Origin of the sequence: Streptomyces capillispiralis (assembly GCF_007829875.1) — a bacterium.
Lineage (GTDB): Bacteria > Actinomycetota > Actinomycetes > Streptomycetales > Streptomycetaceae > Streptomyces > Streptomyces capillispiralis.
Window position 1 is genome coordinate 6,529,598 of sequence record NZ_VIWV01000001.1, and the last position, 16,067, is coordinate 6,545,664.

Sequence of the window (16,067 nt, forward strand, 5' to 3'; positions counted from 1 at the left end):
ACGGGGGGTGCATGAGCACGGAAGCGCGGCGCGCCCCGCTCCCCCCGCGGCCCTCCGTCCCGCCCCGCCCCGCGCACCCGCCGCGCCCGTCCGCCGCCGACACGGCGCACCAGGACCACGAGGAGCCGACCCCGGACGCGACCGCTCCGCGGGGGCTGACCTCCGGCGGCTCCGGCGCGTTCGACATGCGCGCGCCGGCGCGTCCGCCGGTCGACGGATCCGGCCGTGTGTCCGGCGGGTCGGACGACCGGGGCGCAGTGCCGGGTCCTCGGGGGCTGACCTCGGAGGGGTCCGGTGTCCTCGGCGGGCGTGGGCCGGGTCCGGCCGGCGCTCCGGACGGGCGGGGTGCGATGTCGCCGGGTCCCCGGGGGCTGACCTCGGGCGGCTCCGGCGCGTTCGACATGCGCGCGCCGGCGCGTCCGCCGGTCGACGGGACCGGCCGTGTGTCCGGCGGGTCCGGTGACCGCGACGGGGCGCCGGGTCCCCGGGGGCTGACGACCGCCGGTTCCGGCCTCTTCGACGCCCGCGCGTCGGCCGAACCACCGGCCGGGGACGGCCGACGGGCGACCGGTTCCGGTGAGCCGGGCACCGGGAGCGGTCCCGGCGCCGCCCCGGCGGACTCCCGGGCGGGCGACACGAATCCGGTACCCGGGCCGCGCTTCCCCGCCTCCGGATCGGGCTCCGCATCCGGCTCGGGCTCCAGCGGCTCCGCCTCGGGGTCGGGCTCCGGATCCGACTCCAGCGGTTCCGGTTCCGGTTCCGGATTCGGCGCACGCTCGGACTCGGGCTCCAGCGGCTCCAGCGGCTCCGGCTCCGGCGTGCCCGCACCCCCGCCGCCCCCGCGCGCCTCCGCCCGCTTCCCCGACGCCCCGCCGACCGCGGGCCGGGCCACGCCCCCCTCTGAAGCCCCGCCGACCGCGGGCCGGGCCACGCCCACCCCGGACGCCCCGCCCGCCGTACCCCCGCAGCCCGCCCACCGGCCCACCGCACGCGGCGCGGGCACACCTCCCGCGGCCTCCCGCACCCCCGAGACCGCGTCGGAGACCACCACCCGCCTGCGCGCCGTCCCCACCGACCCGGCGGCCCGGCCCAGTGGCACGTCCCCGGTGCCGCCCGTCCCGCCCCGCAGGCCGGCGCCCGAACCGCGCGGGGCGTACCCGCCCCCCGGCGGCCCCGACCCCGCGCTCTCCTGGAGCGCGCCCATGACGCCCGGCCGCCCGCCCGGCGCGGGCCGGCGGCCCATCGTGACGTTCGGTGAGCCGGAGGGCTACGACCAGGACGCCCGGCCGCGCCCGCTCGGGCGGCGCAGCCGCTCACAGGTCGTGGCGGCCGCCGCCTGCCTCATCCTCGGGACGGGGCTGATCAGCGGCGCCGTCGCCGGCAGCTGGCTCGCGGACGGCTCCGACGGGTCCGGCGCCCGCGGAGGCTTCGCCGCCGCCGGGGCCATGTGGCACAACGTCCCCGTCGACCAGCTCTTCCCGCCCACCGTCCAGGGCAAGGGCGCGGGCCCCGGCGACGCCGACCGGACCTGGACGCGCATCGCCGTGGCACCCGACAGCGGCTGCGACGGCGCCTTCGACCCCCTGCTGGGCAAGGTCCTCGCCCCCGTCGGCTGCGAACGCCTGCTCCGCGTCACCTACACCGACGCCACCCGCAGCCACGTCACCACCGTCGGCCTGCTGTTCACCAAGGCCGACGCCGCCGGCATGGCCTCACTCGCCCGCCGTTTCGACCGGGAACGCCTGGACCGCCGTACCGACCTGATGCCCCTGCCGTACGCCGCGAAGGGCACCGCCGCCGCGGGCTTCGGCGCCGAGCAGCGTGCCTCCTGGGTGATCTCCGTCCTCACGGACGCCCCCGTCGTCGTCTACGCGGTCTCCGGCTGGGCCGACGGCCGCGCCGTCGACACCCCGCAACCCGCCGAGGATGCCATGGAGTCCGGAGCCACCACCGCCCCCGCCCAGGCGGGCCTCGGCCACGAGGCCCGGGGCCTCGCCGACCGCGTGGAGCGCGGCCTGCGCAAGAAGGCCGGCACCGCCACGGAGCGGCCGTCATGAGGCAGGTCACCGGCCGCCGCCCCGCCGCGTCCCTCGCCGTCCTCCTCGCCGGCACGCTCGTGCTCCTCCCCGCCACCCCCGCGCACGCCGACGGCATCCGGGCCCGGCAGTGGTCCCTGGAGGCCATGCGCACCCAGGAGGCCTGGCGGACCACCCAGGGCGAGGGCGTCACCGTCGCCGTCCTGGACACCGGCGTCGAGGCCGACCACCCCGACCTCGACGGCAACGTCCTCCCCGGCGAGGACCTGGTCGGATTCGGCGCGAGCGAGGGCGACCGCGCCTGGGCGCGGCACGGCACCGCCATGGCCGGGATCATCGCCGGCCACGGACACGGCCCCGGCAACACCGACGGAGTCATGGGCATCGCGCCCGAGGCCAGAATCCTGCCCGTGCGCGTCATCCTGGAGGACGGCGACCCCTCCCGCGCCAAGGCCCGCAGCACCCGCGGCAACGCCCTCGCCGAGGGCATCCGCTGGGCCGCCGACCACGGCGCCGACGTCATCAACCTCTCCCTCGGCGACGACTCCGCCTCCGCGCACCCCGAACCCGGCGAGGACGAGGCCATCCAGTACGCCCTGCGCAAGGGCGTGGTCGTCGTCGCCTCCGCCGGGAACGGCGGGGAGAAGGGCGACCACATCTCCTACCCGGCCGCCTACCCGGGCGTCATCGCCGTCACCGCCGTCGACCGCTACGGCACCCGCGCCCCCTTCTCCACCCGCCGCTGGTACGCCACGGTCAGCGCCCCCGGCGTCGACGTGATCATCGCCGACCCCGATCACAAGTACTACGAGGGCTGGGGCACCAGCGCCGCCGCCGCGTTCGTCTCCGGCGCCGTCGCCCTGGTCAGGGCGGCCCACCCGGGACTGACCCCGGCCCAGGTCAAGCGGCTCCTGGAGGACACCGCCCGCAACGCCCCGGCCGACGGCCGCGACGACTCCCGGGGCTTCGGCTTCATCGACCCGGTCGCCGCGATCGAGGCCGCGGACCGCCTGGAGCCGGAGGGCCTGAACCCGGCCGCCCACGGCGAGCGGTACTTCGGCCCCGGCCCGGACACCGCCGAGTCCGACGACGACACCGCCGACTGGGCCGCCCCGCTGGCAGGCGGCGCCGGCGGGGTGCTGCTGGTGGCCACGGTGATCCTCTGGCGCGGCCGCCGCGCAGCGCCCGAGGACTTCTAGACCCCCGTCGTCGGCCGCCCGTCGGGACCCGCGCGGCCGGACGCGCCACGCCGGACGCTCAGCCGGCGACCGCCGCCCGCGCCGCTTCCGCCGCCCGCTCCACCAGCGCGACGCCGTGCGCCAGGGTGGCGTTGCCGTCGGAGAGCACGGCCAACAGACACGGGCGCCCGCCGGCCGTGACGCGCCCGACGCTGTGCACGACCCACAGCCCCGTCGCGTCGCGCGGCAGCCACCCGTTCTTCACGGCCCACGCCGTGCCCGCGTCCGCCACCGCCGGCACACCCCACGCCTGATCCGGCACGACCCGCTCCATCAGCCCCCGCGCATACGCCCGCGCGTCCTCGCCCAGCACCGGGCCCGCGCCGAACACCTGCCGCAGCAGCCTGATCCGGTCCTCCGCCGTGGTGCGGGTCAGCCCCCACAGGGTGCCGTCGCCGCCCGCGGTCCGCGTCAGCCCCAGGCGGGCGTTCGCGGCGTCCAGGCCGGCCGCCCGTCCGATCCCGTCCCACAGGGCCGACGCCGCGTCGTTGTCGCTGCGCCCGATCATCGCGGCCGCGTACTCCCGCTCCTGCCCGGTGAGGTCCCGTCCCGCGTCCTGCGCCCGGAGCAGCAGCGCGAGCAGGATGTCGACCTTGACGACGCTCGCGGTGACGAACGCCCGGTCGCCGTACGAGACGGCCCCACCGGTGACCAGGTCCACCGCCGCCACCGACAGCCCCCCACCGTCCGCCGGCCGCACCGCCTCCACCGCCGCCGCGAACCGCGCCTCACGCGCCGCCCCCGTGCCCCTACCCGTCCCCATGCCCATGCCCATGCCCGTCCCCCTCCGCCGGAGCCGCCCGCGTCCGAGCGTGCCACGGACGGCCGCTAAGGTCGGTGACCGTGGCGAACAAGAACATTCCCGACCCCGGCTACCGCGACGACGACGGCTCCGCCGACCCCCGGCTGAGCGCCGCGCTCGCCGCCTGGGCCGAGGACGGCTCCGCCGTCGGCCCCGTCCTGGAGGCGCTCAAGGGCGCCCGGCTGCTCGTCCCCGTGGTGGCCCTGCTCGGCGAGGTCGAGGAGGACGAGAACGGGCTGCGCCGCGAGAAGACCAGCGACATGGCCGTCCCCACCCTCAAGGCGGGACACCGCACCGCGCTGCCGGCCTTCACCTCCACCGACTCGCTCGCCCGCTGGGACCCGTCGGCCCGCCCCGTCGCCGTACCGCTGCACCAGGCGCTGCAGGCCGCCGCGCACGAGAAGGCCGACACGGTCGTCCTCGACCTGGCCGGCCCCGTGCCGTTCGAACTGACCGGTCCCACCCTGCTCGCCCTCGCCGAGGGCCGCACCAGCACCGACCCGCTCGCCGACCCGGCCGTCGTCGAGGCCGTACGGGCTGCGGTGGCCGCCGAGCCCGCCGTGCTGCGCGCCCACCTCGGGCCCGGACAGGCCGACGGCACCCTGGCCCTCGTCCTCGACCCGGCCGTCCCCGCCGCCGAGGCCGCCCGGGCGGTGGCCCGGCGGCTGGCCGCCGACGAAACGCTGAGGGCCCGCCTGGTGCGCGGCCTCGACCTGGCAGTCCTGCCGGCCGAGGCGACGCCGCCCGGCGAGCCCCTGTACGTCCGTACTCCCTGAGACCTAGCCGTAGATCGGGCCCGTGTACTTCTCGCCCGGGCCCTGACCCGGCTCGTCCGGGACCAGCGAGGCCTCGCGGAAGGCCAGCTGCAGCGACTTCAGGCCGTCGCGCAACGGCGCCGCGTGGAAGGAGCTGATCTCGGTCGCGGAGGCGTCGAGCAGACCGGCCAGCGCGTGCACCAGCTTGCGCGCCTCGTCCAAGTCCTTGAACGTGTCGCCCTCCTCGGTCAGACCGAGCTTCACGGCGGCGGCGCTCATCAGGTTGACGGCGACCGTCACGATCACCTCGACGGCCGGGACCTCGGCGATGTCGCGGGCCATGGCGTCGAAGTCGGGGCTGCCGGGGGTCTCGGGGGTGTCCGAGGGGGAGGTCTCACTCATGCCCCACACGATAGGCGCAGGCCGGCCTCCCCCCGACGGCAGGAGGCGGGAGACGGCCGGTTAGCGCACCTCCCGGGGAGCTGCTAACCTTGTGTAACGACCGGTCGGACCCGTATGCCTCGCGGCGCACGAGCCCGGCCCACAAGTGGAGGCTTTCGAACTCCCACCTGACCGCCCTCAGGGCGGCAGGTCACCGGTCAGGCGGTCCCGCTCTGCGGCGATCCGCCCGAAAGCGCGCCCCGCGTTCACGTGGCGGTGTTCCGGTAGTTCGAGGAGCCCCGCATGTGATCGTCCGGGGCATTTTTTCTGCTTCGGCGCGGTTAGGTCTTACGAAAACAGACGTTACGCGGCTGTCCGCCAGACCGTCGCGTGGTGCTATCGAGGAGGATCCATCAGCGCCGAGCCCCGCATCAACGACCGGATTCGCGTTCCCGAGGTGCGACTTGTCGGTCCCAGTGGCGAGCAGGTGGGCATCGTCCCCCTGGCCAAGGCACTGGAGCTTGCCCAGGAGTACGACCTCGACCTCGTCGAGGTAGCGGCGACCGCCCGTCCGCCCGTGTGCAAGCTCATGGACTACGGGAAGTTCAAGTACGAGTCGGCCATGAAGGCCCGTGAGGCGCGCAAGAACCAGGCGCACACGGTCATCAAGGAGATGAAGCTCCGGCCGAAGATCGACCCGCACGACTATGACACCAAGAAGGGTCACGTCGTCCGGTTCCTCAAGCAGGGCGACAAGGTCAAGATCACGATCATGTTCCGTGGTCGCGAGCAGTCCCGGCCGGAGCTCGGCTACCGGCTGCTGCAGCGGCTCGCGGAGGATGTCCAGGACCTCGGGTTCATCGAGTCGAACCCGAAGCAGGACGGCCGCAACATGATCATGGTTCTCGGTCCGCACAAGAAGAAGACCGAGGCGATGGCCGAGGCTCGCCAGGCACAGGAGGCCCGCAAGGCGTCCGCGAAGGCCAACCCCGGCCGCTCGCAGAACCCCGCGGACGCCGACACCGACGCCGATGTCGACATCGACGCCGAGGTGCCCGCCGAGGAACCTGCCGAGGCGTGACTCCCCGGGGCGCAAGCCCCAGGAAGCAACCGAAACAAGTACGACGCTCCACCGTGCCCGGTTTTCGTGACCGGGCACCGGAGCGCCACCGACGAGGAGAGAACGGCGCTATGCCGAAGAACAAGTCGCACAGCGGTGCCAGCAAGCGCTTCAAGATCACCGGCTCCGGCAAGGTGCTCCGCGAGCGCGCCGGCAAGCGCCACCTGCTCGAGCACAAGTCGTCCCGCGTGACGCGTCGCCTCACCGGCAACGCCGAGATGGCCCCGGGCGACGCCGCGAAGATCAAGAAGCTTCTCGGCAAGTGACGCCCCGGCGCGCGAGCGCCGTACGCACGTCAGACCGGGACCCAATCGATTTCGGGCCGTGTGGGCACAACCACGGCCCCGCTACAAGGAGTTAACAAGTGGCACGCGTCAAGCGGGCAGTCAACGCCCACAAGAAGCGCCGGGCGATCCTCGAGCAGGCCTCCGGCTACCGCGGTCAGCGTTCGCGCCTGTACCGCAAGGCCAAGGAGCAGGTCACCCACTCGCTGGTCTACAACTACAACGACCGCAAGAAGCGCAAGGGTGACTTCCGCCAGCTGTGGATCCAGCGCATCAACGCCGCTGCCCGCGCCAACGGCATCACGTACAACCGCTTCATCCAGGGCCTGAAGGCCGCGAACGTCGAGGTCGACCGCAAGATCCTCGCCGAGCTGGCCGTCAACGACGCCACCGCCTTCGCCGCGCTCGTCGAGGTCGCCCAGAAGGCGCTCCCGGCGGACGTGAACGCGCCCAAGGCCGCGTGATCGCCGCGCCGGCCTGACGCCGGCGCGAGAGAAGGACCCGCAGGCTCGAAGCTTGCGGGTCCTGCTGTTGCCCGGAACGCGCCGCGCGTTCCCGATCTCCCGAAGGTGAAGAGGAAGATGCCCCCCGTCGGCCCCGAGCTGATCTCCCCCCGTTCCCCCCGTGTCTCCGCCGCGCGGCGGCTCGGCAAGCGGAACTTCCGGGGGAAGGATCGGCTGTTCCTCGCCGAGGGGCCGCAGGCCGTGCGGGAGGCCGCCGCGCACCGTGCCGGGGACACCCCCACCCTCGTCGAACTCTTCGCCACCCCCGAGGCCGCCGAACGCTACGCCGACATCATCGGCGCCGCCCGCGACGCCGGGGCCCGCGTCCACCTCGCCGCCGAGCAGGTCATCGCCGACATCTCCACCACCGTCACCCCGCAGGGACTGGTAGGCGTGTGCCGGTTCCTGGACACGCCCTTCGAGCGGGTCCTCGCCGCCCGCCCCCGCCTCGTCGCCGTCCTCGCGCACGTCCGCGACCCCGGCAACGCCGGCACCGTGCTGCGGTGCGCCGACGCCGCCGGCGCCGACGCCGTCGTCCTCACCGACGCCTCCGTCGACCTGTACAACCCCAAGGCCGTCCGCGCCTCCGTCGGCTCCCTGTTCCACCTGCCCGTCGCCGTCGGCGTCCCCGTCGAACAGGCCGTGACGGGACTGCGGGACGCCGGCGTACGGCTGCTCGCCGCGGACGGCGCCGGCGACCGGGACCTCGACGACGAGCTCGACAAGGGCACCATGGGCGGCCCGACCGCCTGGGTCTTCGGCAACGAGGCCTGGGGGCTCCCCGAGGAGACCCGCGCGCTCACCGACGCCGTCGTGCGCGTCCCGATCCACGGAAAGGCCGAGAGCCTGAACCTGGCGACCGCCGCCGCCGTATGTCTGTACGCGTCGGCACGTGCACAGCGCGCCGCCGGAGGGTGCCGCTCCGTCACCAGGAGCTAGTAGGGTGACCAGCCCGGGGACCCTCCCCGAGCCCTCGGCCGGGCACGAGCACGGGGCGCCCCGCGAAGGTTCTGAGAGGTGGGGTACGGGGATGAGCGTCGGCACGAGCAGCGCACCGGGAGCACAGCGGGCGGCGCGCCCGCCCGCGCCCCGGCCCGGTGATCTCGCCGAACTCGGCATCGACCCCGACCAGCTGCCCGACGGGCTCGTCGTCGCCGACGAACACGGCCGGGTGATCTGCTTCAACGCGGCGGCGGCCCGCATCACCGCCGTCCCCGCCGAGCGGGCCCTCGGCCGGCCGCTGGAGACGGCCCTGCCGTTAGAGGACCTGGAGGGCCGCCGCTGGTGGCAGCTCACCGACCCCTACGGCGGCCTCGCCATCCGGGTCGGCCAGCCCGAACGCAACCTCCTGCTCCCCGGCGGCCGCGAGGTCCTCGTCTCCGCCCGCTACGTCCGCAGCCGTCCCACCGGGCCGGTCCGCCGCCTCGTCGTCACCCTGCGCGACACCGAGGCCCGGCGCCGCACCGAGCGCAGCCACGCCGAGCTGATCGCCACCGTCGCCCACGAACTGCGCTCCCCGCTCACCTCCGTCAAGGGCTTCACCGCCACCCTCCTCGCCAAGTGGGAACGGTTCACCGACGACCAGAAACGCCTGATGCTGGAGACCGTCGACGCCGACGCCGACCGCGTCACCCGGCTCATCGCCGAGCTGCTCGACATATCCCGCATCGACTCCGGGCGCCTGGAGGTGCGCCGCCAGCCCGTCGACATCGGCGCCGCCGTCGGACGGCACATCCAGGCCTACGTCGCCGCCGGGCAGCCGGCCGACCGGTTCCTGCTGCGGGTCCAGCACCCCCTGCCCGACCTGTGGGCCGACCCCGACAAGGTCGACCAGGTGCTGAGCAACCTGCTGGAAAATGCGGTGCGCCACGGCGAGGGAACCGTCACCATCGACATCACGCCCTCGGCGTCCCCCCGCGAACGGGAGACCGCCGAGAACGCTGAGAACGCAGCCACGTCGGTCACCGTGAGCGACGAGGGTCCCGGCATCCCGGAGGAGTCCATGAACCGCGTCTTCACCCGCTTCTGGCGGGGCAGCAAGCGCGGCGGGACGGGCCTCGGGCTGTACATCGTCAAGGGCATCGTCGAGGCCCACGGCGGCACCATCACGGTCGGACGCGCCCCCGGCGGCGGCGCCGAGTTCCGATTTACGTTGCCCGTGGCGGCACCGGCGTACCTCACCTGAGACGCCCCGGGGCCCCACGGGCGCGTTCGCGTTCCCCCACCCCGTTAGACTCGGCCTTTGGCACCTTTGCGTCCCAGAAACCGTGACGAGCCGTCCACGAGTCGGTACGGGGACCTTCAGCCAGCCAATCGGAAGCACGGGAAGAGATGTCGGCACCGAATAAGTCGTACGACCCTGTTGAGGTCGAGGCGTTGAAACCGGAAGAGATCGAGCGCATGCGGGACGAGGCGCTCGCCGCCTTCGCCGCCGCGGACTCCCTCGACGCGCTCCACGAGGCGAAGGTCGCCCACACCGGCCCCGCCTCCCCGCTGGCGCTCGCCAACCGCGAGATCGGCGCCCTGCCGCCGCACGCCAAGGCGGACGCCGGCAAGCGCGTGGGCCAGGCCCGCGGTGCCGTGAACAAGGGCCTCGCCGCCCGCCAGGCCGAGCTGGAGGCCGAGCGCGACGCGCGCGTCCTGGTCGAGGAGGCCGTGGACGTCACGCTGCCCCACGACCGCGTGCCGGCCGGCGCCCGTCACCCGCTCACCACGCTCTCGGAGCGCATCGAGGACATCTTCGTGGCCATGGGCTACGAGGTCGCCGAGGGCCCCGAGGCCGAGGCCGAGTGGTTCAACTTCGACGCCCTCAACATCGGCCCGGACCACCCGGCCCGCGGCGAGGCCGACACGTTCTTCGTGCAGGGCCCGGAGGGCGGCACCGAGTCCGGCGTCGTGCTGCGCACCCACACCTCGCCCGTCCAGATCCGCTCCGCGCTGGAGCGCGAACTGCCGGTCTACGTGATCTGCCCCGGCCGCGTGTACCGCACCGACGAGCTGGACGCCACGCACACCCCCGTCTTCCACCAGGTCGAGCTGCTCGCCGTGGACGAGGGCCTGACCATGGCGGACCTCAAGGGCACCCTGGACCACATGGTGCAGTCGCTGTTCGGCGCGGAGATGAAGACCCGGCTGCGGCCGAACTTCTTCCCCTTCACCGAGCCGAGCGCCGAGATGGACATGCTCTGCTACGTCTGCAAGGGCGCGTCCGTCGGCAACCCCGACCGGCCCTGCCGCACCTGCTCGTCCGAGGGATGGATCGAGCTCGGCGGCTGCGGCATGGTCAACCCGCGGGTGCTCACCGCCTGCGGCGTCGACCCGGAGAAGTACAGCGGCTTCGCCTTCGGGTTCGGCATCGAGCGGATGCTGATGTTCCGCCACAACGTCGAGGACATGCGAGACATGGTCGAGGGTGACGTCCGGTTCACCCGGCCGTTCGGGATGGAGATCTGATGCGGGTCCCGCTTTCCTGGCTGCGGGAGTACGTCGACCTGCCGGCCACCGAGACCGGCCGCGACGTGCAGGCCAAGCTGATTTCGGCCGGCCTCGAGGTCGAGACCGTCGAGCACCTGGGCGCCGACCTCAAGGGCCCCCTCGTCGTCGGCCAGGTGCTCACCATCGAGGAGCTGGAGGGCTTCAAGAAGCCGATCCGCTTCTGCACGGTCGACGTCGGCCGGGCCAACGGCACCGGTGAGCCCCAGGAGATCGTCTGCGGCGCCCGCAACTTCGCCGTCGGCGACAAGGTCGTCGTGGTGCTCCCCGGCGCCACCCTCCCCGGCGGCTTCTCGATCGCCGCCCGCAAGACCTACGGCAAGGTCTCGCACGGCATGATCTGCTCCACCGACGAGCTGGGCATGGGCGACGACGGCACCCACGGCATCATCGTGCTGCCGCCGGAGACCGAGGTCGGCAAGGACGCCATCGAGCTGCTCGAACTGGTCGACGAGGTCCTGGACATCGCCGTCACCGCCAACCGCGGCGACTGCCTGTCCATCCGCGGCGTCGCCCGCGAGGCGGCCATCGCCTACGGCCTGCCGCTGCGCGACCCGGCGCTGCTCGACGTGCCCGGCCCGAACGCCTTCGGCTACCCGGTGAAGGTCTCCGACCCGGCCGGCTGCGACCGCTTCACCGCCCGCACGGTGACCGGCCTCAGCCCCGAGGCGCGGTCCCCGATCTGGCTCCAGCGGCGGCTGCAGAAGGTCGGCATGCGTCCGATCTCGCTCGCCGTCGACGTCACCAACTACGTGATGATGGAGCTGGGCCAGCCGCTGCACGCCTACGACCGCGGCCTGGTCCGGGGCACCATCGGGGTCCGCCGGGCCGAGGAGGGCGAGAAGATCGTCACCCTCGACGGCGTCGAGCGGACCCTGCACGCCGAGGACCTGGTCATCACCGACGACCGCGGCCCCATCGGACTGGCCGGCGTCATGGGCGGCGCCAACACCGAGATCGCCGACCACGACGACCTGGAGAACTCCACGGCCGACGTGGTCATCGAGGCCGCCCACTTCGACGCGGTCTCCATCGCCCGCACCGCACGGCGCCACAAGCTGTCCTCGGAGGCCTCCCGCCGCTTCGAGCGCGGCGTCGACCCGCAGGCCGCCGCCGCTGCCGCGCAGCGCACCGTCGACCTGCTGGTGCTGCTCGCCGGCGGCACCGCCGAGGCCGGTGTCACCGAGGTCGTCGCCCCGGGCGCGCCGCACACCATCACCCTCCCGGCGGACCACCCGGACAAGGTCGCGGGCGTCACCTACGGCCGCGAGACCGTCGTACGCCGCCTCCAGGAGGTCGGCTGCGACGTGTACGGCCAGGACGAGCTGATCGTCACGGTGCCGTCCTGGCGGCCCGACCTCACCGACCCCAACGACCTGGCCGAAGAGGTCATCCGGCTGGAGGGCTACGAGAACCTGCCCTCCACGCTGCCCAGGCCCCCGGCGGGCCGCGGCCTCACCGCCCGGCAGCGGCTGCACCGCCGCGTCGGCCGCGCCCTGGCCGGCGCCGGCTACGTCGAGGCGCTGAACTACCCGTTCGTCAGCGAGCAGGTCTTCGACCAGCTCGGCCTGGAGGCGGACGACCCGGACCGCCGTGTCGTCAAGCTGGTCAACCCGCTCAGCGACGAGGAGCCCGCGCTGCGGACCTCGCTGCTGCCGGGCCTGCTCGGCGCGCTGCGCCGCAACGACGGCCGGGGCTCGCACGACCTGGCCCTGTTCGAGACCGGCCTGGTCTTCCACCCGCGCGACGAGCGGAAGGTCGCCGCCGACCTGCCCGTCGACCGGCGCCCCAGCGCCGACGACCTCGCCGCGCTGGACGCCGCGCTGCCCGACCAGCCGCGACACGTCGCCGTGGTGCTGGCCGGCGCCCGCGAACAGGCCGGCTGGTGGGGCAAGGGCCGCCCGGCCGACTGGGCCGACGCGGTCGAGGCCGCCCGGACCGTCGCCCGCGAGGCCGGTGCCGAACTCGGCGTGCGCAAGGGCCAGTACGGGCCGTGGCACCCGGGCCGCTGCGCCGAGCTGACGGTCACCGTCGACGGCGCCGAGCGCGTCATCGGCCACGCCGGTGAGCTGCACCCGCGCGTGCTCAAGGCCCTGGGCCTGCCCACGCGCAGCTGCGCGATGGAGCTGGACCTCGACGCCCTGGCGCGGGTCGGCGACGACACCCCGCAGGCGCCGGGCATCTCCACCTTCCCGGTCGCCACGCAGGACGTCGCGCTGGTCGTCGACGCGTTCGTGCCCGCCTCGGAGGTCGAGGCGGCGCTGCGCGAGGGCGCCGGCTCCCTGCTGGAGTCCATCCGCCTGTTCGACGTGTACGAGAACGCCGAGCAGCTGGGCGAGGGCCGCAAGTCACTGGCGTACGCGCTGCGGTTCCGCGCGAGCGACCGGACGCTGACCGTCGACGAGGCGTCGGCGGCCCGTGAGACGGCCGTCGCCCTCGCGGGCGAGCGCACCGGAGCCGTCCTGCGGGGCTAGTTCTCGCCGCGGTGAGGGGTGTGGGAGGCGTGCGGTACGCCTCCCGCGCCCCTCGCATTTCTCCGCACACCGGTCACCTCACTCGTTCGGGTGACTATTCGGGGTGATACGTCCGGATCGGGTGATCCGGTCGACAGAATCGGACCGGCCTCTCGAGGCCGGTCTGCGCTGTCCGGGCCTATATGGGGGGCCATCGGCATGATCCGCTTCAAGCCCGGGGTTCCCCGCTGGGTGCCGCCCCGGCTCCTGTCACGGGCGTCCGGCCTGGCGGTGCCCACGGTCTGGGGTGCCGTCGCGGTCGCCTACCGGATGACCTGCCCGCTCGCCCACGACGGCACGCTGGGGGCCCGGCTGGTCAGCAGCGCCGTCATGTGCACCGTCGTCACCGGTCTCGTGATGCACGTACGGCGGCGGCTGCTGCGGGAGCTGCGGCGGGCCCGGCGGATCGCGGACGCCGCCCAGAGCGTGCTGCTGCGGCCACCGCCGCCGCGGGTCGACGGGCTGGCCGTCGCCGCGGTCCACCTGTCCGCGGACCGGGGTGCCCGGATCGGCGGCGACCTGTACGACGTGATCGCCACCGAGCACGGCGTACGGGCCGTCATCGGTGACGTCCGCGGCCACGGACTCGGTGCCGTGCGCACCGGCGCCGCGGTGCTGGGCAGCTTCCGCGAGGCGGCCCACGACGAGGCGGACCTCGCCGGTGTGCTGCGCCGGCTGGAGCGGGCGATGGCCCGCCACCTGCGGGAGCGGTCCCACGCCGAGAGCGACCTCACCGGCGACGTCCCGGACGGCGAGGACTTCGTCACCGTCCTGCTGCTGGAGATCCGCCCGGACGGGGAGATCCGGGCCCTGAACTGCGGGCACCCCTGGCCGCACCTGCTGACCGGCGCCCGGGCCGACCCCCTGTCCCACGCCGAACCCCTGCCGCCCCTCGGCCTGTTCCCGCTGCCGCCCGAACTCCCGGCCGTCCCCTGCGGGCACCTGTTGCCCGGCGACGCCCTGGTGCTGCACACCGACGGGGTCGAGGAGGCGCGGAACGCCGAGGGCGGCTTCTTCCCGCTGCGCGCCGTCCTCGCCGAGGCTGCGCGCGACCACCCGCTCACGCCGCAGTCCGTGCGGCGCACGGTCCTCGCCGCCCTGCTGCGGCACACGACCGGCCCGCCGAAAGACGACGTGGCGCTGCTCGTCCTCCGCAACGAACGCCCGCCCCGGTGCCCGTCGCCGGGGGCGGCGCGGGACACCGTGCGGCCGGCCGCGGCGGACCCGTGCCCGACCGACCCCCTGCAGTTCCCCGCGTGACCGGCACGGCCGTACGCGCCGTCCGCCCCGCCACGGAGTGTCGGGCAGGCAGCCGGGCGGACGGCGCGGATACGGGCCGCCGCACTGTACGAGGGGGAGCCGGCGGCCCGGCCGGCCTCTTTCGAGGCAATTCAGTCAAGCGGCTGGAAACTCTCCGCGACAGTGCGCGCACACTACGGATTCGAGCACTCCGTTCACACCCCGTGTGAACGGCCGGCCACTACTCTGTCGGCACCGAACCACCGGGGGGCCTCATGCAGCCCAATACTCTGCTCGACGCGATCCTGGACGAGGCGGGGATCTCGCACGCGGGACTGGCCGCGCACGTCAACCAGGCCGGAAGAGCGCGCGGCCTGACGCTCAGATACGAGCACACCGCCGTGGCGCGGTGGCTGAAGGGGCAGCGGCCCCGGGGACAGGTGCCGGACCTGATCTGCGAGGTGCTCGCCGCCCGGCTGCGACGCCCGGTCACCCTCGACGACATCGGGCTCGGCGTCCCCGGCGAACCGTCCGCCCCGCACACCGGCTCGCTCTCCGGGTTCGTCGAGCGGGCCACCGCGCTGTGGCGCTCCGACCAGCAGCGGCGCCCGCACCTCCTCGGCGCCCCGGCGGTCACGGGGACGCCCGCCGTGATGCCCGTCTGGGAGTGGGAGAACCCGCCCGAGGACGTGGACGTCTCCCGCGGCGGCCGGCACCGGGTCACCCCCGGCGACCTCGACATGCTGCGCGCCGCCCGCACCCACTACGAGCAGATGTACCGCAAGGCGGGCGGCATGGCGACCCGCGCCCGGATCGTCGGCTTCCTCAACTCCGAGGCCGCGCCGCTGCTGCGCGGCAGCTACACCGACGCCACCGGCCGCCAACTGCACCGCGCCACCGGCGGCCTGGTGGCCATCGCCGGCATCTGCGCCTACGACTCCGACGCCCACGGCCTCGCCCAGCGCTACTTCCACCAGGCGCTGCGGCTGGCCAAGGCCAGCGGGGACCGCGGACTGGGCGCCTATGTGATCGCGCTGCTCGTCAACCAGTCGCTGTTCATGCGCGAGTACCGGCAGGCCGTCGCCTTCGCGGAGGCCGCGCTGCGCGCCGCCGGCACCGACATCACCCCGGCGCTCGCCTCCGACCTGTACGCGATGCAGGCCAAGGCCTACGCGCACCTGGGCGACGGCGGCAGCGCCCTGTCCTGCATCCGGCGCGCCGAGCGGACCGCCGAGCGCATCCGGCGCGGGCACGAGCCCGACGAGACCGGCTATGTCCAGCCCGGCCTGGTCAACGTGCAGGTGGCGGAGGCACTGCTCAGCCTCGGTGAGATCGCGGCGGCCGGGGAGCACGCGGCGGCGGCCGTGGACAACCCGGCGCACGACCGGGGCCGGGTGCACCGGCTGGCCATGCTCAGCACCATCGAACTGCGCCGGGGCAACGCCGACAAGGCGGTGGCCATCGCGGTGGAGATGGCCGAGCAGGCCCGGGGGATGGAGTCGCAGCGGCTGCGCGACCGGCTGCGCGCGGTGCGCGAACACCTCGTGCGCAGCGGCTGCGCGGGCACGGCCGAGGCGGCCGAACTCATCGACGGGGCACTGCGCGTACCGCTGTAGCACCGCGCGCGGTGCGGGCGACCCGGACCCGGAGCGTGCCTCCGGCGCGCCTTCCGCTGCGCCGCGGGCGGCCTCCCGTGCGCCTGCC

General features: G+C 74.5%; 14 protein-coding genes. 12 read left to right on the plus strand and 2 right to left on the minus strand.

All coding sequences use genetic code 11. From position 1 onward, the window contains the following. The first annotated feature begins 11 nt into the window (after positions 1-11). Together FHX78_RS37650 and mycP are read left to right on the plus strand one after the other, a co-directional pair. Complete coding sequence (locus FHX78_RS37650) at positions 12-2,057, plus strand: hypothetical protein (RefSeq protein ID WP_229923982.1); 2,046 nt, start codon at positions 12-14, stop codon at positions 2,055-2,057. Beyond that, entirely contained in the window at positions 2,054-3,235 is a 1,182-nt protein-coding gene (gene mycP, locus FHX78_RS28570) for a type VII secretion-associated serine protease mycosin (RefSeq protein WP_145870275.1), read from the plus strand. Before FHX78_RS37650 ends, mycP begins: the two co-directional genes overlap by 4 nt. A 58-nt stretch (positions 3,236-3,293) precedes the next feature. Here mycP and FHX78_RS28575 read toward each other — a convergent pair whose 3' ends face one another. Beyond that, on the minus strand, positions 3,294-4,037 hold the full coding sequence (locus FHX78_RS28575; RefSeq protein WP_145870276.1) for a serine hydrolase: 744 nt from the start codon (positions 4,035-4,037) through the stop codon (positions 3,294-3,296). Positions 4,038-4,117: 80 nt separating this feature from the next. Between FHX78_RS28575 and FHX78_RS28580 the strand changes: the two genes are divergently transcribed. Further along, on the plus strand, positions 4,118-4,852 hold the full coding sequence (locus tag FHX78_RS28580; protein WP_145870277.1) for an SseB family protein: 735 nt from the start codon (positions 4,118-4,120) through the stop codon (positions 4,850-4,852). A gap of 3 nt (positions 4,853-4,855) precedes the next feature. Here the strand turns inward: FHX78_RS28580 and FHX78_RS28585 are convergent, their stop codons facing one another. Then, complete coding sequence (locus tag FHX78_RS28585; protein ID WP_145870278.1) at positions 4,856-5,233, minus strand: DUF1844 domain-containing protein; 378 nt, start codon at positions 5,231-5,233, stop codon at positions 4,856-4,858. A gap of 391 nt (positions 5,234-5,624) precedes the next feature. On the opposite strand from FHX78_RS28585, the gene infC reads away from it, so the two are divergent. The 9 genes from infC (at position 5,625) to FHX78_RS28630 (ending at position 15,979) form a co-directional block, all read left to right on the plus strand. Further along, on the plus strand, positions 5,625-6,293 hold the full coding sequence (infC, locus tag FHX78_RS28590) for a translation initiation factor IF-3 (RefSeq protein WP_145872197.1): 669 nt from the start codon (positions 5,625-5,627) through the stop codon (positions 6,291-6,293). 110 nt (positions 6,294-6,403) lie between these two features. Further along, positions 6,404-6,598 carry a 50S ribosomal protein L35 gene (gene rpmI / locus FHX78_RS28595; RefSeq protein ID WP_003977225.1) on the plus strand — a complete coding sequence of 65 codons (195 nt, stop codon included), beginning with the start codon at positions 6,404-6,406 and terminating at the stop codon, positions 6,596-6,598. A 98-nt stretch (positions 6,599-6,696) separates the two neighbouring features. Then, the gene (rplT, locus tag FHX78_RS28600; protein ID WP_004933571.1) at positions 6,697-7,080 is read left to right on the plus strand and encodes a 50S ribosomal protein L20; all 384 of its coding nucleotides are present in this window, start codon (positions 6,697-6,699) and stop codon (positions 7,078-7,080) included. A 117-nt stretch (positions 7,081-7,197) separates the two neighbouring features. Beyond that, positions 7,198-8,058 carry a TrmH family RNA methyltransferase gene (locus tag FHX78_RS28605; RefSeq protein WP_145870279.1) on the plus strand — a complete coding sequence of 287 codons (861 nt, stop codon included), beginning with the start codon at positions 7,198-7,200 and terminating at the stop codon, positions 8,056-8,058. A 91-nt stretch (positions 8,059-8,149) separates the two neighbouring features. Continuing rightward, positions 8,150-9,304, plus strand: coding sequence for a sensor histidine kinase (locus FHX78_RS28610; protein ID WP_145870280.1), 1,155 nt, complete (start codon positions 8,150-8,152; stop codon positions 9,302-9,304). A 146-nt stretch (positions 9,305-9,450) separates the two neighbouring features. Then, the gene (gene pheS, locus FHX78_RS28615; protein WP_145870281.1) at positions 9,451-10,572 is read left to right on the plus strand and encodes a phenylalanine--tRNA ligase subunit alpha; all 1,122 of its coding nucleotides are present in this window, start codon (positions 9,451-9,453) and stop codon (positions 10,570-10,572) included. Then, positions 10,572-13,085, plus strand: a complete 2,514-nt coding sequence (gene pheT / locus FHX78_RS28620; protein ID WP_145870282.1) for a phenylalanine--tRNA ligase subunit beta — start codon at positions 10,572-10,574, stop codon at positions 13,083-13,085. The genes pheS and pheT overlap by 1 nt, the downstream gene beginning before the upstream one ends. Before the next feature lie 198 nt (positions 13,086-13,283). Beyond that, positions 13,284-14,384, plus strand: a complete 1,101-nt coding sequence (locus FHX78_RS28625) for a PP2C family protein-serine/threonine phosphatase (RefSeq protein ID WP_145870283.1) — start codon at positions 13,284-13,286, stop codon at positions 14,382-14,384. A gap of 254 nt (positions 14,385-14,638) precedes the next feature. Further along, positions 14,639-15,979 (plus strand): NsdA family TPR-like regulatory protein, encoded by a 1,341-nt coding sequence (locus tag FHX78_RS28630; protein WP_145870284.1) that lies wholly within the window; start codon positions 14,639-14,641, stop codon positions 15,977-15,979. Positions 15,980-16,067: the final 88 nt, after the last annotated feature.

Bases quoted from the DNA above. Each gene is read 5' to 3' on its own strand.
- FHX78_RS28625 (WP_145870283.1), top strand. From the start codon at position 13,284: ATGATCCGCTTCAAGCCCGGGGTTCCCCGCTGGGTGCCGCCCCGGCTC.
- FHX78_RS28605 (WP_145870279.1), top strand. From the start codon at position 7,198: ATGCCCCCCGTCGGCCCCGAGCTGATCTCCCCCCGTTCCCCCCGTGTC.
- FHX78_RS28585 (WP_145870278.1), bottom strand. From the start codon at position 5,233: ATGAGTGAGACCTCCCCCTCGGACACCCCCGAGACCCCCGGCAGCCCC.
- rpmI (WP_003977225.1), top strand. From the start codon at position 6,404: ATGCCGAAGAACAAGTCGCACAGCGGTGCCAGCAAGCGCTTCAAGATC.
- mycP (WP_145870275.1), top strand. From the start codon at position 2,054: ATGAGGCAGGTCACCGGCCGCCGCCCCGCCGCGTCCCTCGCCGTCCTC.
- FHX78_RS28630 (WP_145870284.1), top strand. From the start codon at position 14,639: ATGCAGCCCAATACTCTGCTCGACGCGATCCTGGACGAGGCGGGGATC.
- FHX78_RS28575 (WP_145870276.1), bottom strand. From the start codon at position 4,037: ATGGGGACGGGTAGGGGCACGGGGGCGGCGCGTGAGGCGCGGTTCGCG.
- FHX78_RS37650 (WP_229923982.1), top strand. From the start codon at position 12: ATGAGCACGGAAGCGCGGCGCGCCCCGCTCCCCCCGCGGCCCTCCGTC.
- pheS (WP_145870281.1), top strand. From the start codon at position 9,451: ATGTCGGCACCGAATAAGTCGTACGACCCTGTTGAGGTCGAGGCGTTG.
- pheT (WP_145870282.1), top strand. From the start codon at position 10,572: ATGCGGGTCCCGCTTTCCTGGCTGCGGGAGTACGTCGACCTGCCGGCC.
- FHX78_RS28610 (WP_145870280.1), top strand. From the start codon at position 8,150: ATGAGCGTCGGCACGAGCAGCGCACCGGGAGCACAGCGGGCGGCGCGC.